The following is a 22,098-nucleotide window of genomic DNA, read 5'->3' as shown; positions in this document are numbered from 1 at the left end:
GATATCATAAGTTTAATAAACATTTTTAAACTATAAAAATAGTGCAATTTGATTAAGAATTAACAAGCTAAATAGTTATATTAATTATTAGAAGTCCAATTTAATGAATTTTTTAAATAATATTTAAAATTGCAATGTAATTTTTTTGCTTAGTATATAAGCAGAAAGAAGAATATGAAGAAAATAATCGATGTTACGGAAAGTGAATATTTATCACTTTTTTTTAGGAAATTTAATTATTAAAAAAGAACAAGGTAAAATTACAATACCAACTAATGATATTGATAGTATTATTTTCGAAAATAATAAAACAACAATATCAATACCACTAATTAATAAATTTATAAAAGAAAAAGTTAACATAATTATATGCAACGAAAAACATCTGCCTCAGGCGCAAATTATTCCGTTTGATAATTATTATAATAACAAAGTATTTTTATCTCAATTAACTTGAGATGAGAATTACAAAGCCATAACCTGAAAAAATATTGTTAAATTAAAGATTTCTAATCAACTTAATTTGTTAGTAAATTTTAATTTAGTTAATGATGAAGATTATCAAAAATTTAAAAATTATATTTTAGATGTCAAAATTGGTGATTTATCTAACCGCGAGGCTCATGCAGCTAAACTTTATTATAAAAATATTTTTGGAGCTGATTTTAAAAGAGAAAGAAATAACTTTGATGATGATATTAATGCGATGCTAAATTATGGGTATACGATTTTACTATCATTTTATAGTCGGGCAATTAATGGGCGTGGCTTTGATAATCGCATTGGCGTTTTTCATAAAAGCTTTAATAACCCTTATAGTTTAGCATGTGATCTAATGGAAATAGCTAGAGTGTTTATTGACTATGTTGTATATCAGTATTTAATCAAGAAAGCTAATTATCAAGAAGTGAATTGAAAAATTTTTAAGCAAATGCTATATGAATTTTTTGATGAGCACATTAATGTGAATAATAAGCATATAAAAATTCGCGATTATATTGATTATTCAGTTAAAAAAATATTAGAAAATTGTTCATTAGAAGAGTTAATCATTGATTGAAATTCAAAGTAGATTTATGCGAATAATTGTTATGTATGATATTTCGATGGACGATGATAATATCGCTTATTATAATAAATTTAGAAATGAACTAATTAAATTAGGTTATAGCATGATTCAATATTCAATCTATGTTAAATGTATATCAGCTCACACTCAATATCCTTATGAAAAGGATAAACTAATAAAAATCGTTCCAAAAAAATCAAATGTGAGAATTCTATTAGTAACAGAAAGCCAATATCAAAATATTGAAATCATTAATGGCGAAAAATCACTAAATGAATATTACTTAGATAAAAAAATATATTTAGAGGTATAAATTATGTTAGAAATAGTAAAATTTAGTCATCTTTTAGATTATGACTATCAAGGAATTAGAGTTATTGAAAGCAGTAACTCTTTAGCTTTTTTAGCTATGTTAATTAATCATGAAAATCAAAATAATCAACCAAGTCTTTTAATTAATAATAAAGGCTATTTTGTTAATGAAAGTATTATTATTAATCCATTATCAAAAGTTATTAATATCCTTAACTTTAGCAGTAAAAATAGTTTATATAAAATGTTTATAAAAGACAGTAGAATTGATCAAGAAAATTTAATCAAAAGTGATTTATTATCTGAAGTATTAAATTTTTATACAAATTTAGTTGCTGAAGATTTTATTTATCTTAATTTAGATAAATCAAAGTTAGTTAAATTTTTATTCCAACTAAATGATCAGAAATTGATTAATAAAGATATTTTATTTAAGTTTTTTGATTTAACAAATCAATTAGATAAGCAACTTGTAATTATCACTAATTTTGATAATATCAATATTAGCGAGTTGGTTACTTTTACTAATAAATTTAACTTTATTATATTAACTAACAATATTTGAGATATTTGTAATAGCTTTGAAGAGTTGGAAGTTTGTTCAATTTTTGATAATAAAACATTTATCAATATTGATAATGTATCTCTAATTAAAGAAATACTTATGCAAAAATTCAATATTGATGACATTGAAAAAATCAAAGAAAGTAAAACATTGCAAAATGCTATAAAATCAATCATTTTAGATTAATTTTTAATCAAATTTGAACGTTTTTATACAAGAATTCATTAAATTGTAACAAGAATGAGCCACCTAACATATATAGTAAAATGTTATAGGTGGTTTTATTATGCGCAAAATAGAATTAAACTATTTTCAATTAAATAGAAAACGAAAATTATTAGATGTTATAACTACATATTCCAATTTAACAAATAAGCAATTATCCTTGAAAGCAAAATGTTCAATATCAACCAAAAAAGATTAAAACAAAAATTAAGAAATGCTGAATTATGCAAAAAAAGTTAACTTAGCACATGGCAATCAATGAGGCGATAGAAAAAAAGATTTACAATAATGATTTAATTATCAATTATGAAAAAAATATGAAAGCAAAAAATTAATTACTGGAACAAAAATAGTTCTTGTAATTAATATATGTCTTAGTGTTTGTTTTATGAGAGAATAACTAATGTAAAAATATCATATAGCCAATTAACAAGAAGACTTACACAAAGCGGATTTCTAAGTGCTTTTGCTCATAAGAATACAATAAAAAGACAAAGAACTTTTGCAAAAAATATATACCTTATAAGCCAAATATTTTGCCTAAAAAAGATTGCAAAACTAAACATAACCTCAAAAAGAAAATTAGTAAATATAGGTGAATATGTTGAACTTGATGGATCTATTCATTTTTATGTTGATCGAACCTCATGAGCAATTGCTGCATGTAACGATGTTTCAACTCCAAAAGTTTTATCACTTTATTTTGATAAAAAAAGCGTAAATCAGTAAAAGGTTATCAAATTATTATTCAAGATATGATTAATGAATATGTGATACTAAAGATAATGATTAGTGATAATAGAATGAATTTTCATAATAGCCTCGAATCTAGCGCTATTTTGTATGATGCAGTCACAAAATTAGGTACTGAATTTATAACAACATCAGTATCTAATGAAAAACCACATATATAAAGTTTTTGAAGAATTGCACATAATAGAATTCCAATATTTTTAAAAGATAGAAATATTAAAACAAACCAAGACGCTAATAAATATAGACACGAAATTATTGCAATGCTTAATGATATAAAAACAAGAAAATCAATTACCGATTCTGAAAAAAATGAATTTAGAAAACCAAACAGTGCAACTCTTGAAGCTTATTTTGATTTGCCAATTAAAAGACAAATTTTTAATGGAATTGTAACATTTAAAAATAAAAAATATATTCCTAAAAATGAAAAAAATCAAAAAATAAAAGTCACATCAAAAAATGATGCAACTTTTATGATCGGGCAGATCAACAATACTATTTTCACATAAACAATAAAAGACATAAAGCTTTTGAATTGAATGAAAACGACATTCAAATGTATGAGAAAATACCATATAGTAAAAAGCTTCCTCTTGGAATATCGGTGGTTAAAAAAAATGTGAAACATCAAGAAGCCGGATATTACTACAATCAAATGTTATCTAAAAAAACAGAAATTTTAGAATCTTTTGTTAAAACTGGTCTTATTTCATAAAGAGAAATAGATTTAATGCGATCAATTAATGAAGATTTATAAAAAAATAAGAAGAGACATAAATTTTATAAATTATTCTATTCCTAGTAGAGCTTTTTTATATTTTTTATTAGAAATTATTCAAAATGTATACTTAAATAAGTTCAAAATATTTGTGGCTCATTTTTCATGCTAATTAATGAAATTTAAACGTTTTTACACAAAAATGACATTTTAGTACTATACTATTTTTAAGCAAGGTTAGACTCTATTAATATATTTTTCATTAATAATATAAATTTTAGTACTATACTATTTTTAAGCAAGGTTAGACCAAAAAATCAAGAAAGTTTTTTGTATTGCAATTTTAGTACTATACTATTTTTAAGCAAGGTTAGACCAATATAACATCCTATAGTATATTCCACAAATTTTAGTACTATACTATTTTTAAGCAAGGTTAGACTTCAACTACAACAAGTCAAAATAATACATCTATTTTAGTACTATACTATTTTTAAGCAAGGTTAGACTTAAATTTGTTTACAATACTAAAGATGTTTATTTTAGTACTATACTATTTTTAAGCAAGGTTAGACAAATTATGAAATGATATGATGTTATTACCTATTTTAGTACTATACTATTTTTAAGCAAGGTTAGACTAAATAATATCCCATCAGTAACTATATTTAATTTTAGTACTATACTATTTTTAAGCAAGGTTAGACGTCATTTTGAGATTGGTTTCCCTTATCTTATTTTAGTACTATACTATTTTTAAGCAAGGTTAGACTCAAAAAACAATAACATTAATCATGTTTTTATTTTAGTACTATACTATTTTTAAGCAAGGTTAGACTACAACTATAATTTCCTTATCAGGTCCAATATTTTAGTACTATACTATTTTTAAGCAAGGTTAGACATAGAAGTTGTAACATTATTAAAAATATTTATTTTAGTACTATACTATTTTTAAGCAAGGTTAGACATTATTCTTACAGGATCGAGAATGTTGGGTATTTTAGTACTATACTATTTTTAAGCAAGGTTAGACTTTTTTATTAATATTAATTGTCTTCACATAATTTTAGTACTATACTATTTTTAAGCAAGGTTAGACATAAAAGTTGTAACATTATTAGAACTGTTTATTTTAGTACTATACTATTTTTAAGCAAGGTTAGACTGAAAGGGAAGTGGAAAGGGGATTTAGTCTATTTTAGTACTATACTATTTTTAAGCAAGGTTAGACTTTCAGTTATTGCTAATCCAACTGGTTATGATTTTAGTACTATACTATTTTTAAGCAAGGTTAGACTGAGATATGGTAGGAGATACCCTCATGAGCATTTTAGTACTATACTATTTTTAAGCAAGGTTAGACAAAATTGATGAATATTGTACATTGGAATACAATTTTAGTACTATACTATTTTTAAGCAAGGTTAGACTTAATTTTTTCATAAATATTATTTGCGTTTCATTTTAGTACTATACTATTTTTAAGTAAGGTTAGAATTAACTAATCAATCTTTTACTGATTTACGCTTTTTTTATCAAAATAAAGTGATAAAACTTTTGAGGTTAAAACAGCGATACATGCAACAATTGTTCATAAGGTTTGATCAACATAAAAATGAATAGATCCATCAAGTTCAACACATTCGCCATATTTACTAATTTTCTTTTTGAGATTATGGTTGGTTTTGCAATCTTTTCTTTAGGCAAAATATTTGGCTTATAAGGTATATATTTTTTACAAAAGTTCTTTGTCTTTTTATTGTATTTTTATGAGCAAAAGCACTTAGAAAACCGCTTTGTGTAAGTCTTCTTGTTAATTGACTATATGATATTTTTGCATTAGTTATTCTCTCATAAAACAAACACTAAGACATATATGAATTACAAGAACTATTTTTTGTTCCAGCAATTATTTTTTTGCTTTCATATTTTTTTCATAATTGATAATTAAATCATTATTGTAAATCTTTTTTTCTATCGCCTCATTGATTGCCATGTGCTAAGTTAACTTTTTTTGCATAATTCAGCATTTCTTAATTTTTGTTTTAATCTTTTTTGGTTGATATTGAACATTTTGCTTTCAAGGATAATTGCTTATTTGTTAAATTGGAATATGTAGTTATAACATCTAATTTTTTGTTTTCTATTTCATGAATAATAAAACCACCTATAACATTTTACTATATATGTTAGGTGGCTCATTTTTGCTACAATTTAACGCCTTTTTATGAAATTACAATTTTTTTAAAGAAATTAGCCACCATTGTCTTAAAAACTTCTTCTAAATCATTTTCATTATCTTTTGAATAATAGTATGTAGTTAGTAATTTTGTGTTTTTATTCAAAAGATCCTTTGTTGAAGAAATAATAATTGGTGATTTTTTTTGTATACGTGTTTCAAATATGTTAATTAATAAGTCAAAAAATCATTGGGATTTCAAACCTAAACTAAGATTTGCAATGAATAATACATCAACATTATTCAAATAATAACATATTGATTGTTTTTCTTCTTTATTTGATGATAGAAAATTATATAGTTCATTAGCATTTAAAAAGGCTACTGTCTTGCCTTGGCTAATTACATTCATTAGAGCTATATATTTAATAATATCATTGCTTATTGTAAAATTGGTTCCTCATAATCAAATGTTAAAATCAAAAACGCCTTTTCCGGTGATCATTGTTCTAAATTTAGCTCTAATATCTTCACTAGCAATAGTTTTAGGTAATGAGTCGATAAAAATTTTTGTTGTTTTTTTTAAAGCAACAACATCAGACGAATTGTTATTTTTTTGAAAATATTTCTTAAATATTGGATCTAACTCTGTGATTGATGTTAATCAGAATTTTTCTAGTTGTTGGCTTCTTATTATCTCCTTATCATTACTATAATCTTCAGCCAAAAAACCATAAATATCAACAAACAGCTTATAGTCAGGCTTTTTATGATTTTTGATAACTGAATCATGATATCTTTGTAAGATACCCATACCCTTTTTTATTTGTTTTTCATTAAGGTTTAATCTTTTAATTTCTGTTTGAATAAAATCCTTTGAAAGAACTTCATTCCTTAATTCATCAATATTTATTTTTTCATTAGGTGATAATATTGAATCAAAAATCTTTTTCTCCATTATTTATTCCTTTTAGTCATCTCATGTTAGTACATCGTTTAAATCATCATTAATATTATTATATTTTTTACTAAATAAAGAATAGCTATTATTTCTATTTAGAGAAGCTTGACATAATTCATTATCGATTAAATATGCATCATATAAGTTTCTTCTTGCAAAGTCATTGGCTATTTTTAGGATGTAATTGCATATAATGGCATTATTTATAGAAATTGAATATTTTATTATATTGTTAATAGCATTATCCTTAAAATTTAATGACTTTATTTTTTTTAGCATCAAAATTTGCGATGGACTGAGTTCTTTTCTTGTGTGGTAACTAATATATTCTTCTGAAGTGAGATCTTCAATTAATTCGTGTTCATTAATAATTTTAAAATCAAAGCAATCTTCCTGCTGCAAAGAAATTTTTTCACTAGAAAAGACCTCAAAAAAGTTTTTTGAAACATTATTAAATTCTGTTTCATCATAATAATAAAATGCATTATTCTTAATTAAATTATTATATAAAACTTCACCTAATTTATTTTTTAACAAATTAGCGATAAGGGAATTTTTTACAATTCCATTGGCACATAGTGGTTTTATTAATTTAAATAATAAAGTACCATCTTTGTCTTGCAGGGTTTTAATTAGACCTAAACCCTCTAATTTATTTTTAGCATCTTTTATTTGGTTTATCGACATAACTAGAAATTCTGAAGTTTTGGCTAAATCATATTTCTTTAGTCTATTTATATTATATAAATCATATAAATGTTGATAGAAAGCAACACCCAGACTTCCAATAATAGGAGAATAGAAGGTTCTTAAATTAATTAAATCTTTTGAAGAAATATCAGCTGAATTATCAACCAAAAATTTAATTTGATCCATTTTTATCCCCCCTCTTGTTTATATATTTGTTTTTGCATAAAATTGATTTATGTTAAAACGCATTTTTACTTGATAGCAAAATTATTTTATGGGACTAAGAGAATGTTTTGTCTCATTTTTATTAGTTTTTTTGGGGCTAAGTATTTTTAGTGTAATTTATAGACATCGTTAATAGCCTTTATCATCTAAATTTAAGAAAAATTTATAAAAAAAATTCAGTTTTCTACATGAAAATGTTTAAAAAAATAACTGTTTTTGGGTTAAAAATGGCTAGTTTTGATTACTTATAAAAATATCTTTTTGATTTAAGTTGAATTCTATTATTTTTATTTAAAAATCATTATTATAGAATTTTTATTTAATATTTTTTTATATCCTTTCAACGTCTCTAATTTAAAATTAAACTTAATATTATTTTATAATTAAACTATGAAATTAAATAACCTACATCTTAATACGACGTTTTCTTTTTTAGAAAGTACAATAACTGTTGATGAAGCAATAAAACAAGCTCTTAATAGTGGTATAAATTATCTTGCCTTTACAGAAAAGAATCATTTTTTTAGCTTAGCTGAAGCTAATAAAAAATGCATGGAAAATAACATTAAGGCTAATTTCGGGCTTGATGTAAAACTAATGATTGATGACCAATGATACCAATTTATCTTGTTTGCTAAGCATCAAAAAGGTTTTGAGATCCTTAAAAAGCTATCTTATCAATTATTAAATAATGAAATAATTTATCTTAATGATATTCTTAATTTTGAAGATGATATTGTTATTATAGAAAACCCTATTTTAAGCTACTTTAAATTAACTAAAAATGTTATAAACAAATCGAATTATTATATAGGATTCACAATCATAGATATTGAAAAAAATAAAGAATTTTGTTCTTATTTTCAGAATATTTTGGTTGTAAATAATTTTAACACAGTCGATTTTCAGGATTTTATGATTATAGAATTACTGAATAAAATGAATAATAAGACAAATAACATATTGTTTGATGGTACTTTGTTTTTTGATGTTGATGATGAAGATGGCTTGATGAATAAATTAGTAAATAGAACTAATGCATTTGTTGAGTCAATATATTTTGAACATCAAAAAAATAAATATAATTTGCCATTTTTCAAAAACGAACAAAACCTTGATTCAAAAGGCTATCTAAAATTTTTAATATGAGAAAAAATTAAAAATAATACTAAAATTAAGGCACTTTTTGAAAACCAAGCTTATAAGGATAGACTATTAAAAGAATTTCAAATTATTTCACAATTAAGATTTGAGGATTATTTTTTAATTATTCAAGATTGAATCAATTGGGCTAGAAAAAAAGGGATTTCAATTGGCCCCGGAAGAGGTTCTGCAGCTGGTTCGTTGGTTTCATATATTCTTGGAATTACAGAAATTGATCCAATAAAATACAATCTTATTTTTGAGAGATTTCTTAATCCTAAAAGAATTTCAATGCCCGATATTGATGTCGATGTTCAGGATGACCAAAGACATGAAATTATTAATTATCTTGTACAAAAATATGGGTATGAATGTGTTGCTAATATTGTAACTTTTTCTGTTCTAGGTAAAAAATCTGCGATTAGAGATGTTTTGAGAACTTATAAAGATGTATCTTCCGATAAAATAAATCAAGTTTCAAAATTAATTTCGTCTGATGACAGAAGTTTATTTGAAGAAGCAAATAAAAATACGGCATTTATTAGTGCTTTGCAGCAAATTAAGCCAACAGATAATTCTTTTGCTAAGAACGTTATCAACCAAACGTCTCGAATTTCTGGTTTCTATCGCCAAACAGGAACACATGCCGCTGGAATTGTAATATCATCAAGGCCAATAATGGAGCTTGTGCCGACTTTTAAAAATATTGATAATTTTCAACAAACGCAGTTTAGCATGGAATACCTTGACTATTTTGGTTTAATAAAGATGGATATTTTAGGCCTTAGAACCCTATCGACAATTAAGCAAATTGAAGATGAAGTTAAAAAGAAAACAAAAAAGGATATCGATTGAGACATTATTGATTATAATGATCAAAAAACATTTGATCTTCTTTCGCAAGGAAATACTTCCGGTATTTTTCAAGTGGAAAGCCCTATAATGATTAAGGCCTTAAAGCAAATTAAGGTAAGCACGTTTGAGGATATTAGTGCTATTATATCATTGAATAGGCCAGGACCAATGGCTTATGTATCAAGCTATGCAAAGAGAAAAGCAGGTATAGAACCAATACCAAGCATCTCGTTGGAATATGATGAAATTGTTAAAGATACATATGGAATTATAATTTACCAAGAACAAATTATGCAAATAGTTCAGAAAGTAGCAAATATGACTTTCGAAGAGGCTGATTTGTTTAGAAAAATTATTTCAAAAAAGAAAGCTGATGAAATGAATGAGATTAAAGATTCATTTATTGGACAAGCAACTAAAAATGGATATAGTTTAGAAGTGGCTAATAAAATTTTTAGTAATATTGAAAAGTTCGCTGATTATGGATTTAATAAATCGCATGCCGTCGCTTATTCAATGCTAACATTTAAAATGGCTTATTTAAAGGCGAATTTTCCATTAGAGTTCTATAGTTCATGCATTACAAGTTCAAATGGAGCCCAAGCGACGATTTCAAAATATGCAAATGAAGCAAAAACCATGGGCATTCAAATTGTTAGTCCAGAAATAAATCTTTCAACAAATAAGGCAATAATTTCTGGTAATAAAATAATTTTACCATTAGGTTTAATCAAAGGCATTGGTCCCGAGATAATAAGGATAATTATTAATGATCGCAAAGTAAATGGCCAATATAAAAATTTCTTACATTGTTATTTTAGCTTGTTTAAAATTAAAACATTTGGTAAATCGACATTAGAGACATTGATTAAGGCTAATGCATTGCGAAATTTTAAATTAAGTCAAAAAACAATGCTTGAAGAGATTGATTCATCTTCGAATTCTAGTGTTTTTGTACAACAAAATTTATTTAAAAATACGGTTGATATTGTTGATAAAATCATTAATTGTGAACCACAAAATGTTTATGAAGATGAAACTCAAATAGTTGAAAAAAATGAAATTGAATTGCTTGGCCAAATATACAATTATTCAACAACACAAAACTACGAGATTGATGGCAATAGATTAATAGATACAAGACCTAATAATGAGTATGTAATGATTGTTCAATGTGTTAATGTAATAGTTGGAAATGATAAAAATGGTAGACAATATCAAAGAATTGATTTTCAAGATTCAAGTTTTAAAGTAGTTGCTTTTATGTTTAGAGTTGATCCTGAGCTATCCAAACTTAAACGCAGGCTTGTAAAAATTAAATTTATAAGAAAATTAGATAATAAAATTATTTTAAGAAATTACGAGGTAATTAAATAATGAAACAAAAAATATTAATTATTGATGGTACTTATTTAACGTATCGTTCTTATTTTGCAATCAATAAGAATAATACTTATTTAACAAACGCAGAAGGCGTTTCAACAAGTACAATATTATTATTTTTTAGAACATTGTTTAATCTTATTGAAGAATATTCACCATCACACCTTTTTATAGCATTTGATGCAGTGGGAAAAACTTTTCGTCATAATTTATATGAGCATTATAAGGAAGGACGAGCAAAAATGCCGAATGAATTTTATAATCAAATGACTATAATAAGAAAATTACTTACATCTTTAAATATTGTAAATATAGAAAAAGCAGGGGTTGAAGCAGATGATTTAATTGCCAAGGTATGTTTTGAATATCCCTTGATTGAAAAGATAATTTTTTCAGCCGATCAGGATCTTAATCAATTAATTAATGAATATACTTCAATAATTAAAAAAACAAAAGAAGGAATTGTTATTTTAACGCCAAAAAATTTTAAATCAATTTATGGCATTAACCCTAATCAAGTAGTTGATTATAAGGCCATAGTCGGTGATTCAAGCGATAACTTTTTTGGTGTTAAGGGTGTCGGGTCTAAGACAGCTATAAAACTTCTTGATCAATATCAAACCCTTGATAATATTTATGAAAATCTAGAAAATTTATCATCTTCTAGGCTTGCGCAAAAATTCATTGATTATAAATCTATTGCATTCAGAGATCAACATATTGCTAAATTAGTTACTAATTTTGAATTAGAAGGTATTAAATTAAATTTATTAGATATAGCGAATGTTGAGCTAACCCTTGACGCCGTAAAAATTATTGATGAGTTTCAACTTAATTCAATAAGAAGAGCATTTTTTAATAAAATAAAAATTATTAATTAAAGCCCTATTTCAGCAAGAAAAAACGCACAAATCAGGTGCGTTTTTAAAGTTATTATGAGTTATCCTTCTTGGTTAATTCTTCTTCGTACACTTCTAAATTTCTTTGGTGTAGTGCTAGTTTTTCTTGTTTTTCTTTAATTTTATCCTCACTAGCATTTTTCATAAAGTTTGGGTTATTAATAAAAGTTTTATTAAATTCTATTTCTTTTTTCGTTTTTTCAATTAACTTTTTAAGTTCAATAATTTCGTTTTCCTTGTCTTCTTTGCTTTGTTTAATGAAAACCTTGGCAAAGGAGGTTTGGATAGACAAGTCATTATTTTCGCCAATAACAAAATTTGACAATTTAAAGATTATTAGTTGTTGATTTTCAGAAATATCGAAGTTTTCGATAAAGTAGTTTAATGCAATGTTTTTAGATATTTGTTTTTCTTCACGATATTTTCTAAATGTAGTGATTAGTTCGATTAGGTTGTTTATTTCATTTGAATTAAATGTATCTTCAATTGTGTAGTTGGCAAGTGCATTATCCCAAAGCTCCTCGTTGTATATTTCTTGAAACAAATAATCTGTAATAAAAGGCATATATGGTTGAAGCATTATTAAGATTTCTCTAAATAAATAATGAATAAAATAATCATTTTTTTTGAATTTTAAAAACTCTAAATATCATGATGAAAATTTATTGATCATAAATTCTTGAATATGTTTATAAACAACGGTGAATTCATAGTTTTTCATTGCTTCATCAATTTTAGATGTCATTTTTAAAAATTCTAGTAATATTCATTTATCGAAATTGTCTAATTTTTCATATTGCAACTCGCTTTTAATATTAATAGGAATATTTTTTATTAGGCGACCAATGTTTCAAATTTTATTAATAAATAACCTTGCGCTTTGAATTTTTTCATCTCCAAAATTAATATCTAATCCAGGTGTGCAATTAAATATTAAAGACATTCTCAAAACATCTGATCCATATTCGTCAATAACCTTAATTGGGTCAATACCATTGCCAAGTGATTTAGACATTTTGCGTCCGTGCGAATCCCTTACTAACCCATGTAATAAAACCTCTTTAAATGGTATCTTGTCCATAAATTCTAGGCTTTGAAAATACATTCTTGATACTCAAAAGAAGATAATATCATATCCCGTTACTAATAAACTTGTAGGAAAGTATCTTTTTAATTTTTCTGATGATTGTGGTCAGCCCAAAAATACAAAAGGCGCTAATGCTGAGCTAAATCAAGTGTCTAAAACATCGCTATCTTGAATTCATTCATTACCAGGTTTTTCAGTTTGTACTTTAATTTCGTTACCTTTGTATCATACCGGAATTCTATGACCTCACCAAATTTGTCTGCTAATTGTTCAATCATGAACATTTTCCATTCATTTGACTAGATTATCCTTAAATCGTTTAGGTATTATTTTTACACCTTCCATAGAATCTAGATTTTTTAGAAGTTGTTCTGAAAGTGAATTCATTTTTACAAATCATTGTGGTTTTACTAATATTTCGATTGGTTCTTTGGTTCTTTCACTATAGCCAATATTTGAAATAATATTTTCTGTCTTGTAAATAAAACCTTTTGTTTCAAGATATTGTGCAATTTTTATTCTTGCTTCGAAACGGTCTAAACCCTGAAACTCCTTCGCTAATGAGTTCATTAAACCATCATCGTTAATACACTCGTTGATGCTAAGACCATAGTTTTTGATAATTTCAATGTCATCAATAGCATGAGCTGAAACTTTCATCGCCCCTGTCCCAAAATTGGGATCAATATTTTCTGAACTAATAATTGGAATTTCTTTTTTGGTTAATGGATGAATTACTGTTTTATTTTTTAGTGAATTAAAACGTTCATCATTTGGATTTAAGGCAATTGCAACATCGGAAAACATCGTTTCAACACGGGTGGTAGCTACAAGCAAGTAATTATTCTTATCATTTTTAAATGGATATTTAATGTAATACATTTTTTGATTAGTTTCAGTGGGTATTACCTCAATATTAGATAATGCGGTTTTTAGCTTTGGATCCCACAAAATTGCTTTTGTATCACGATAAATCAATCCTTTATTATACATATCAATAAAGACTTTTGCAACCGCTTCTGATGCATCCTTATCAAGAGTAAATCGTTCGCTATTATAATCAAGCGCTAATCCAAGTTTTGCTCATTGGTCATTAATGTTTTGCGAATATTCATCTTTTCATTTTCAAATCTCTTTAATAAATTTTTCTCGTCCTAGTTGATATTTATTTCTTCCGCTCTCTGATAATCTTTTTTCAACAACGGCTTGTGTTGCGATGCCTGCATGGTCTTTACCAGCCACTCACATAACATCAAATCCTTTTATTTTTTTATATCTAATAATTGTATCTTGAATATATGTATCTAAGGCGTGCCCGATATGAAGCTTTCCAGTTACATTTGGAGGCGGCAAAATTATTGTAAAAGGAGGTTTTTTGATATCATGTGTTGAAAAGGTTTTCATATCTATTCACTTTTGATGGCGTCCTTGTTCAACGAGTTTGTGATTAAAATTCTTATCCATGTTATCTCCTAAATTTGTAGCAATGTTTTGTATACTGAAATCAATAATTTTCTCCTCATCGTAATTTCTTTTATCCTTAATAGCTTTTTCATTCTTATTTAATGAGCGATCAAATGAAAAAATATCTCTTATTTTTTTATTCTGAGTGTTATCTTTGTTTATTCATTTAGATAATTGATTTCACTTGCAACTTATATAATGATCTGGTTCAATTTCATATTCAAAAATATTTTCAATTTCATCAATATTATCAATAAATTCTTCATAGTTAGATAATAGGTAATCATCTTTTTTGTCTAACATTTTTTTAACAACCGGATTTATCGGGTTGTCTACAACAATGTTTGTTTTACCTCTCTCAATAATTCGCGAGTTTATCATTATTTGCAAATCTGTTGTTAACTTACTGGCCGTTTTTATATCACTTAATAAGTAAATCCCGATGGCTTCATTTTCAAGAATGTATTCATTTATTTTATTAAGTACTTCGATTTGGTTTTTAGCATCAATTTTATCAATGTTGTTTCCGATTACAATTAAGCTTGGATTGTTGATTAAAATTTTACTTAGCTCAAGAGCAATTTTTTCATCCTTAGAAAGATAAGACAATTTCATTGTAAGTTTGTCCAATGAAAGGTTTGCATTTAAAAGGATTCTATAAATATTGGATTTAAAAATAATTCTTTTCATCGCTTCTTCAGCGTCGCTTGTTTCAAAAATTCTTTTATAGATTAGAAACTGATTAAAAAGATTATTAAGTAAGAAGTTTAATTCTTTTAGATTAAAAAATGCTCTTAAAAAAGGATTCAAAAAGGTTAATTCTTGATTAAAATCTTCTTCAAATTCAATTTTATTCAATGAGTGGAGGTTGGTTAATAATTCTTTTATATTTTTAAATATTTTTTTAGCATTTTCTATATTATTTTGAAAAACATTTGCTAATTTCGAATTGTAATTTTTTGTTTCATCCCTAATACTTTTACCGATATTTTCAACATTTCAATGAAATTCCGCTTGTTTTTCTTCAAACTTATACTCGTATTCCTTAATTGTTGAAATATCAATATAATCGCTAGTTTTCTCATTATTGTCTTCTTTGTCTACAAGTAATAAGCTTGGGGAGTGATTTTTTTTATTTTTTAGCGATTTAAATCTTTCGATAAATGAACTAAAATTGTTGGTTATCATTGAATTAGCAATTAATTTTATTTGCTTTTTTAATTGTGTTCTAGTTCAGTAAGTTCCTAATAAACTAATTTCATTGATTATATTTTTTCTCAAATCATATAAATCATCAATAAACGAAAGTAGGGAAGTGCGATTTAGAAGCGAAATTAGAAAGAAATGTTTTGTTAAAAAACGCTGTATTATTTTATTAATATAATATCTACCATAATAGTGATTAAAAGAATCAATTTTAAGATTTGTTTTTAAATGAAATTTATTTAAAAGAATTTCACTGCTGAAGCTTTTTCTTAATCTAGAAAAATATTTATTATTTTCCTTTTTAACTTGTTTTTTTTCTTTTAATTTGTCTATTATTTTTTTTATCTTAGTTAGTAATTTACTTTTAAAACCATGATTTGAGTTTATGTCTTTTTTGGAACATATTTCAAGATAATTAGTTTTGGCTTCTTTATATTCATTATATTGCATTAACGACTTTCCAGAAACATAGTTCTTTATTGTTTGCTCTATATATGTAAAGAAGGATTGCTCATGATTTTGTATATTTTTTGCGATATTATGAATAATGCCTGAGAGATTTTGCATTAGTAAAATTTGGTCATTTTGATTTAATTTATTAAGATTTTGCGCATTATTTTTTGAGAGTATTAATTTTAATTCATTTACTAATGGTTCTAATGAGTATTGAAGTTGGTAATTTGTTTTAGAATATTCTAATCTAAAATGGTATCTCGAATCTTGGTAGACATCTTTTCAACTATTTTTAAAGATATTATTAAATGAGCTAGTAACTTTATTTTCTTTTATATAGTTTTTCAGATAAGCAAAAACAGTTTCTTCTGATTTTGTTTCAAATAGCTCATCGCTTTCAAAGCCATATGCAAGATTATCACGGAAATTTTGGTTTGAATCTATCATATAGAAATTTTCATCATCTTGTTTAAATTCGATAAATCCTTGAAAATCTTTGATTTTATTATCTCTATCTATCAAGAGATTGAAAATGTTTTTTTTAGATTGAATATTATCGGCAATAATGCCTAAAATACTGCTTTTAGAAAGCTTAAAATTTAAATCATTAATAAGATATTCGAATGAGTAATAATTGTTTTTTTTGATCTTATTTATTTTTTTTAGTTCTTGAACTCTAAAACCAGTAATTTTTTTCTTATTCATTAGAATCTGTCACCTTCCTTTGTTTTAACTAGCGATGCAACAACTCTATATGTTGCAAGTATGACAGCTAGATTAAAGAAAATCTTAACAGGACCCGTTAATGTTTGACCAGTAAAATTAACTCAAAAATCAGTTTTTAATGTTTGAGTATCGGCTCATGCGAGTAACACGGTGTTTGCCAGTTCTAGTAGAGCGCTAAATGAAATAATAGCCATAACCTCAAGGAACGTTTGGTATTTTTTTCTCACAAAAAGGCGATATATAACAACAAATAAAATCATTCCAATAAAACCAGATGTCGTTAGTAGAATATAAAATGTTTTATTTTTAACAAAACGATTGTGTTCGAATATTGAATTGTCAAGTTTAGAAAATATAGTTACAATGATTAAAATTTGCAAGGATAATAGCACTAAAGTAGAAATAAATGAGAAATTCATCATTGCCGTAGGTCTTGGCTTGTTCTCTAAAATAATGATTTTAACTTCATAGAATGCAATTTTTTCTGAAAAATATTGTAAATCTTCAGAATTCCCTTTTGCTAGTGCTTCAGCAAACTGAATTTTAAAAAATTCTACAATTTGTTTATATTTATATATTCGGTAGTTTCTTGAAAAGAAAAGTTCATTTATGTTAAAAAAGTAATATGATGCTATTCCTGGAATAAATCCAGCAATGGCCACTGCAATAGTATATAAGAAACTATAATATGTAGGAACTAGGGCAAATGAAATGAAATCTGCCAATACTCCTGTGATCATTCCGACAAACGGTCCGAAAATAAAGCCTGTAATTTTTATTGGTAGGCCTATAAAACCAAATTTAAATGATGGTAGGGCGCTAATTGGTAAAATTCTTACTGAAATTAGAAAGAAAACAACAGAGATGGCAATTAAAACACCCACAAAGGCAATTCTTTTTGGGTTTCATTTTTTGAATGAAATATTTGTTTGTGATCTTAGCCATCTAATATAATGACTCAAGCCGCCTGGTAACTTTGAATTCATGCTTTTCCTTCGCTATCTTTTTAATAATAATTATATTATTATATTCTGAAACTACTTATAAAGTATGGTTATGCTTTGCTAATATTTTCTTGAAAATCACTTATTTTTCTCGAGAATGGGTAAATTAATAAAAGTTTTATAAAAGCTAGAATTAACTATTACGCCAGTGTAGATAAAATACGACATAACACTTAGTAATAAAATGATATACATAAATGATGCGACAACACCAAATTTCTTATAATCAAATACTGAGGTTAGAGATCCAAAAATTAAAATGTATAGGGTAGTTGGCACTGTTACTATTAGTGCGCCGGGATTTACATGTGAAAATTTTAGTTTAAAGTTAGGTGCAAATTTAAAGAAAAATAAAAATGCTACATATGTTATTATGGGTAAAAATAAAACTGTTGGAATTCAAAAAATAAGTTGAAATTCTCAGGGCAACATTTTAAGTGTTGTTGTGTGATCAACATTAATACTAAATACATTCTTTAATATAAAGTTAAGAAAAGCTGATGTAACTAATAAAAAAACTACGAGTAATACTGTGATAATTATGCTTGTTATAAATCCCTTGATTCGTGTTCTCCACATTGAGGATGAAGTTTTTTGTTCGTATAGAGCATCAAATGATCAAATAAATTTGCTATAGCCCTTTGATGATATTCACAATATAGATATGGTAAGAAAAATAAATGCAGCAATTCCGCCTGGGCTACTTCAAATTTCTGAAAATGCCGGAATAACGTTTTCAATACCGGGAATTAGCTGGCCTAGAATTGTGACTTTGATAACAATCTCTAACTGAGAATTTATTGCTCCAATAATTCCTATAACTAAACCTAGAGTCGGTATAAATGAAAGAAAAAGGTACATTGCGTATCCTGTTGGAACAAAGGCAAATTCATTTGAGTTTATTTTAGCATATGTCGATCTAACTATTTCTTTTCCTTTTACTTTCGAACTTCGCAAGTAATTTGGAATAGCAACAAAGAGAATCCCATATATAATTGCCTTTAAAACCTTTTCAAAAAAGTTTTGTTTATTTTTATTTTTTATTACTTGTTTTGCTGAAATAGAATTAGCATTATTATTTAGTTTTTTTTCTTGGTTTTTATCATTATTTCAACCGGTCTGGAGTAAGTTTTTATTCCTTTTTTTCATAAAGATCCTTAATTATTTGGCTTAGCTCAATTGCATTTGCTTTCCCAGCAGTTTTTTTCATTACTTGGCCAAGCATAAATTTTGAAGCTCTGTTGAAATTTATTTCAAATTCTTTGTTTAAAGTTGGGAATTCATTTAAAATTTCTTTAATAATATCTGTTAATGAAATTTCCTTGTGTTCAATGAAAAGGTTATTTTGTTTAATTATTTCATCAATATCATTGTTTTCGTTTTGATTAATTAAAATACTTAGGATGGTTTTTATGCTGGTCTTTTGTATTTTTTCATCTATTGCATATTGAATGATTTTTGACATAACATCAATATTTAGTTTTAGCTTTGATAATAACAAATTATTCTGATTTAGAAATGAAACGATTTCGGCAAAGAAAATATTCACGCTCTTTTTAAAATCTGTTGTGTTGAGCACATCAATGAAACTTGCATATTCCATATTTTCAATTAATTGCATAATTTGAACATTATTTAACCCATATTTTAGATAACGCATTTCTCTTTCATATGGTAGTTCTTCAATGGTAATGCTATCAACAAATTCTGGTTTTAGTTCGATACAAGGGATATTGGGGTCTGGAAAATATTTATAATCAATTGAGTCAGATTTTGAACGCATTGTTATAGTTTTTAGTTTAGATTCATCAAATCTTTTTGTTTGTTGCGAGAAAGTTTGGCCGCTTTCATAACATGATGTTTGCCAATTATATTCATATTCTATTGCTTTTTCAATATTGGAAATTGAGTTTAAATTTTTTACTTCAACTCTTGTGTTTAGGTCATTAGTTCCTTTTTTTCTAACAGAAATATTTAAATCAACTCTTAAGCTACCTTCATTCATTTTGGCATCGGAAATGTCAAGAGCTAGCACAATTTTTCTTATTGCATCAACATATGCGACCGCTTCTTTAGCACTATGAAGAACTGGATTAGAGACAATCTCGATTAACGGAACACCTGAACGATTGTAGTTTAGTAAGGTTTGATTGCCTTCATGAAGAGATTTAGCTGTATCTTCCTCTAGGTGAATTCTCTCAATTTCAATATCTTTTCATTCATTATTGACTTTAATTTTTATTTTTCCATTTTTGCCAATTGGATTAAATTGTTGTGTAATTTGGTAGCCTTTTGTTAAATCTGGATAAAAATAGTTTTTTCTATCAAAACGAATATTATGGTCGATTTCCATATTTAAAGCTTTTGCCAATTTTATTCCCTTAATGATGGCTTGTTTATTTACGATCGGTAATGAACCAGGATATGCTAAATCAATGTGCGATACATAAATATTAGGGTTGGATGTATAAAGATTAGGTTGTGATGAAAACATTTTAGTTTTTGTATTAAGTTCAATATGTATTTCAATACCAATAACTAATTCTCAATTTTTATCCATTTATTTCTCCTAGTTTTTTTTCAAAATATAATGCTTGGCTAAATAACTTTTTGTCATTATTTCTTTTTGTATCAAAAGCAATATTGAATGGTAAATGGTTTTTTAAATCAATACCAAGTTTCATTGTTAATGATGGATTCCCAACTAGATTTGCATAAGTTAAAATAAAATCTAAATATGATTTATATTTTGACCCATTTTTAATATTGGGAGCAACATCATTAGAGGCAGGATAAACAAAAACATCAGCTGTGTTATGAATATTTTCAAAATATTCAACCAAGACTCTTCGCATCTTTTTGGCTTTTACAAAGTATCTAATTTGATTATTGGCTTTGAGAAAAAAAGATCCTAGAATTAGACGTGATTGAACCATTTTGCCCAGATATTTTGATCTGGTTTTTTTGAATGTATCAATCCAATCTTTGCCCTCTTCTCTTAATCCGAAGGAAACACCAGTAAGATTGGCGAGATTTGAAGATGCTTCTGAAAAGGCTATTATTTTGTAAACTACATCTATTGAGTTAAGAATCTTTATATTTTCTTTAATTTTAATTAGTTTAATTCCATCTTTTTCCATCACATTAAGAAAGTTTTTGTATGATTTAGCAATTTCTGGATTAAGTTTATCAAAACAATCTAAATAGGCAATAGATTTTGGCTTTTCTTCTTTAATCTCATCATATTTAAAGCTAAGATCAATTGAAGTTAAATCATTTTTCAGATCTTGCTTATACAATATTGATGATAATTTTATTAGGTCCTTAATGTTGTGTGTAAAATAAGCCACAGTATCTAATGAAGAGGCAAATGCAAAAAGTCCATATCTGCTAATTGCTCCATATGATGGTTTAAATCCAATCTCACCGATATTTGAAGCAGGTTTTCTTACAGAGTCTCCGGTATCTGAACCAATTGCAAAGTCAATATCTTTACTAAAAGTGGCAGCAGCTCCTGACGATGATCCACCAACTAGATATTCTTTATTTAAAGGATTTTTTATTAAACCAAAGGCAGAATACTCCCCCGATCCCCCGAGACCGAATTCATCAAGATTTGTTCTAGCAACACATGTTGACCCATTTTCTTCAAGCAATTTAATAACACTAGCTTTATATCCTGGTCTGAAATTGCACAAAAACAAGCTCGAGGCTTTACATTCAACATTTATGTCAGCATAGTTATCCTTTATTGTGTATATTGTATTGGATAGTGGAAGACTACTATCATTTAATTTAGCATCTTTGAAAATGTAGGATATAGCATTATTATCATCTTGTAATAATTTATCAATTATATTTTGAATATTTTTATTCTTCATGAACAACTCTTTTCATAATAACTAGATCTTCATTGCTATTATATGCGTTTTTAAGAAGTTTTTCTTTGTCAATTTTAGTGCAATCACATATTTCGTCGTCTCTTAAATCATTAAAAGAAATTTTAGATTCGTTGATATGCGATAACGGTTTTATATTGGCTAGATTTATTTCGTCAAGATCAGTTAGCGATTGGTTAATTGAATCTAATAATTTTTTGGCCATATTAATAACTTCATCAGATGGGTCTAGTAATAAATTATTTGCTATTGTTTTTAGTTCTTCATCGTTCATTT

General features: G+C 26.1%; 18 protein-coding genes and 1 CRISPR repeat array. Of the genes, 10 read left to right on the top strand and 8 right to left on the bottom strand.

What is annotated here, in order from left to right; genetic code table 4:
* The first annotated feature begins 190 nt into the window (after nucleotides 1-190).
* The 8 genes from cas1 (at nucleotide 191) to ACWXVM_RS01060 (ending at nucleotide 3,642) form a co-directional block, all read left to right on the top strand.
* On the top strand, nucleotides 191-1,072 hold the full coding sequence (gene cas1 / locus ACWXVM_RS01095; protein ID WP_455993872.1) for a type II CRISPR-associated endonuclease Cas1: 882 nt from the start codon (nucleotides 191-193) through the stop codon (nucleotides 1,070-1,072).
* 4 nt (nucleotides 1,073-1,076) lie between these two features.
* A complete protein-coding gene (gene cas2, locus ACWXVM_RS01090) occupies nucleotides 1,077-1,382 on the top strand; it encodes a CRISPR-associated endonuclease Cas2 (protein ID WP_438340428.1) in 306 nt (101 codons plus the stop codon).
* A 3-nt stretch (nucleotides 1,383-1,385) separates the two neighbouring features.
* Nucleotides 1,386-2,132: a hypothetical protein gene (locus tag ACWXVM_RS01085; protein WP_455993870.1), complete on the top strand. Its 747-nt coding sequence runs from the start codon at nucleotides 1,386-1,388 to the stop codon at nucleotides 2,130-2,132.
* Between the two features lie 100 nt (nucleotides 2,133-2,232).
* The gene (locus ACWXVM_RS01080) at nucleotides 2,233-2,370 is read left to right on the top strand and encodes a hypothetical protein (protein WP_455993868.1); all 138 of its coding nucleotides are present in this window, start codon (nucleotides 2,233-2,235) and stop codon (nucleotides 2,368-2,370) included.
* 182 nt (nucleotides 2,371-2,552) lie between these two features.
* Entirely contained in the window at nucleotides 2,553-2,900 is a 348-nt protein-coding gene (locus tag ACWXVM_RS01075) for a hypothetical protein (RefSeq protein ID WP_438340425.1), read from the top strand.
* Between the two features lie 26 nt (nucleotides 2,901-2,926).
* A complete protein-coding gene (locus ACWXVM_RS01070) occupies nucleotides 2,927-3,085 on the top strand; it encodes a hypothetical protein (protein WP_438340424.1) in 159 nt (52 codons plus the stop codon).
* A 102-nt stretch (nucleotides 3,086-3,187) separates the two neighbouring features.
* Entirely contained in the window at nucleotides 3,188-3,436 is a 249-nt protein-coding gene (locus ACWXVM_RS01065) for a hypothetical protein (protein WP_455993866.1), read from the top strand.
* Nucleotides 3,437-3,483: 47 nt separating this feature from the next.
* A complete protein-coding gene (locus ACWXVM_RS01060) occupies nucleotides 3,484-3,642 on the top strand; it encodes a hypothetical protein (RefSeq protein WP_455993864.1) in 159 nt (52 codons plus the stop codon).
* 210 nt (nucleotides 3,643-3,852) lie between these two features.
* A CRISPR array of direct repeats spans nucleotides 3,853-5,145; the repeat unit is 36 nt; unit sequence ATTTTAGTACTATACTATTTTTAAGCAAGGTTAGAC.
* Between the two features lie 728 nt (nucleotides 5,146-5,873).
* Here the strand turns inward: ACWXVM_RS01060 and ACWXVM_RS01055 are convergent.
* Together ACWXVM_RS01055 and ACWXVM_RS01050 are read right to left on the bottom strand one after the other, a co-directional pair.
* Nucleotides 5,874-6,785, bottom strand: coding sequence for a hypothetical protein (locus ACWXVM_RS01055; protein ID WP_455993861.1), 912 nt, complete (start codon nucleotides 6,783-6,785; stop codon nucleotides 5,874-5,876).
* Nucleotides 6,786-6,797: 12 nt separating this feature from the next.
* Complete coding sequence (locus ACWXVM_RS01050) at nucleotides 6,798-7,664, bottom strand: hypothetical protein (RefSeq protein WP_438340421.1); 867 nt, start codon at nucleotides 7,662-7,664, stop codon at nucleotides 6,798-6,800.
* A gap of 429 nt (nucleotides 7,665-8,093) precedes the next feature.
* Between ACWXVM_RS01050 and dnaE the strand changes: the two genes are divergently transcribed.
* A complete protein-coding gene (gene dnaE, locus ACWXVM_RS01045; protein ID WP_455993858.1) occupies nucleotides 8,094-11,078 on the top strand; it encodes a DNA polymerase III subunit alpha in 2,985 nt (994 codons plus the stop codon).
* Nucleotides 11,078-11,965: a 5'-3' exonuclease gene (locus ACWXVM_RS01040; protein ID WP_455993856.1), complete on the top strand. Its 888-nt coding sequence runs from the start codon at nucleotides 11,078-11,080 to the stop codon at nucleotides 11,963-11,965. Before dnaE ends, ACWXVM_RS01040 begins: the two co-directional genes overlap by 1 nt.
* Before the next feature lie 52 nt (nucleotides 11,966-12,017).
* On the opposite strand, the gene ACWXVM_RS01035 is transcribed toward ACWXVM_RS01040, so the two are convergent.
* The 6 genes from ACWXVM_RS01035 to ACWXVM_RS01010 form a co-directional block, all read right to left on the bottom strand.
* On the bottom strand, nucleotides 12,018-16,898 hold the full coding sequence (locus ACWXVM_RS01035) for a valine--tRNA ligase (RefSeq protein WP_455993854.1): 4,881 nt from the start codon (nucleotides 16,896-16,898) through the stop codon (nucleotides 12,018-12,020).
* Nucleotides 16,898-17,905 carry a hypothetical protein gene (locus ACWXVM_RS01030; protein WP_438340417.1) on the bottom strand — a complete coding sequence of 336 codons (1,008 nt, stop codon included), beginning with the start codon at nucleotides 17,903-17,905 and terminating at the stop codon, nucleotides 16,898-16,900. The genes ACWXVM_RS01035 and ACWXVM_RS01030 overlap by 1 nt, the downstream gene beginning before the upstream one ends.
* Before the next feature lie 78 nt (nucleotides 17,906-17,983).
* A complete protein-coding gene (locus tag ACWXVM_RS01025) occupies nucleotides 17,984-19,072 on the bottom strand; it encodes a YihY/virulence factor BrkB family protein (protein WP_455993852.1) in 1,089 nt (362 codons plus the stop codon).
* The gene (gatB, locus tag ACWXVM_RS01020; RefSeq protein WP_455993850.1) at nucleotides 19,056-20,483 is read right to left on the bottom strand and encodes an Asp-tRNA(Asn)/Glu-tRNA(Gln) amidotransferase subunit GatB; all 1,428 of its coding nucleotides are present in this window, start codon (nucleotides 20,481-20,483) and stop codon (nucleotides 19,056-19,058) included. The genes ACWXVM_RS01025 and gatB overlap by 17 nt, the downstream gene beginning before the upstream one ends.
* Nucleotides 20,476-21,804: an amidase family protein gene (locus tag ACWXVM_RS01015; RefSeq protein ID WP_455993848.1), complete on the bottom strand. Its 1,329-nt coding sequence runs from the start codon at nucleotides 21,802-21,804 to the stop codon at nucleotides 20,476-20,478. The genes gatB and ACWXVM_RS01015 overlap by 8 nt, the downstream gene beginning before the upstream one ends.
* Nucleotides 21,794-22,096, bottom strand: a complete 303-nt coding sequence (locus tag ACWXVM_RS01010) for an Asp-tRNA(Asn)/Glu-tRNA(Gln) amidotransferase subunit GatC (RefSeq protein ID WP_444704842.1) — start codon at nucleotides 22,094-22,096, stop codon at nucleotides 21,794-21,796. Before ACWXVM_RS01010 ends, ACWXVM_RS01015 begins: the two co-directional genes overlap by 11 nt.
* Between the last annotated feature and the right edge of the window lie 2 nt (nucleotides 22,097-22,098).

Source organism: Mycoplasma sp. 2261 (assembly GCF_053851575.1).
The sequence above is the reverse complement of the archived record's forward strand: the minus strand, read 5'-3'. Positions and strand labels throughout refer to the sequence as shown.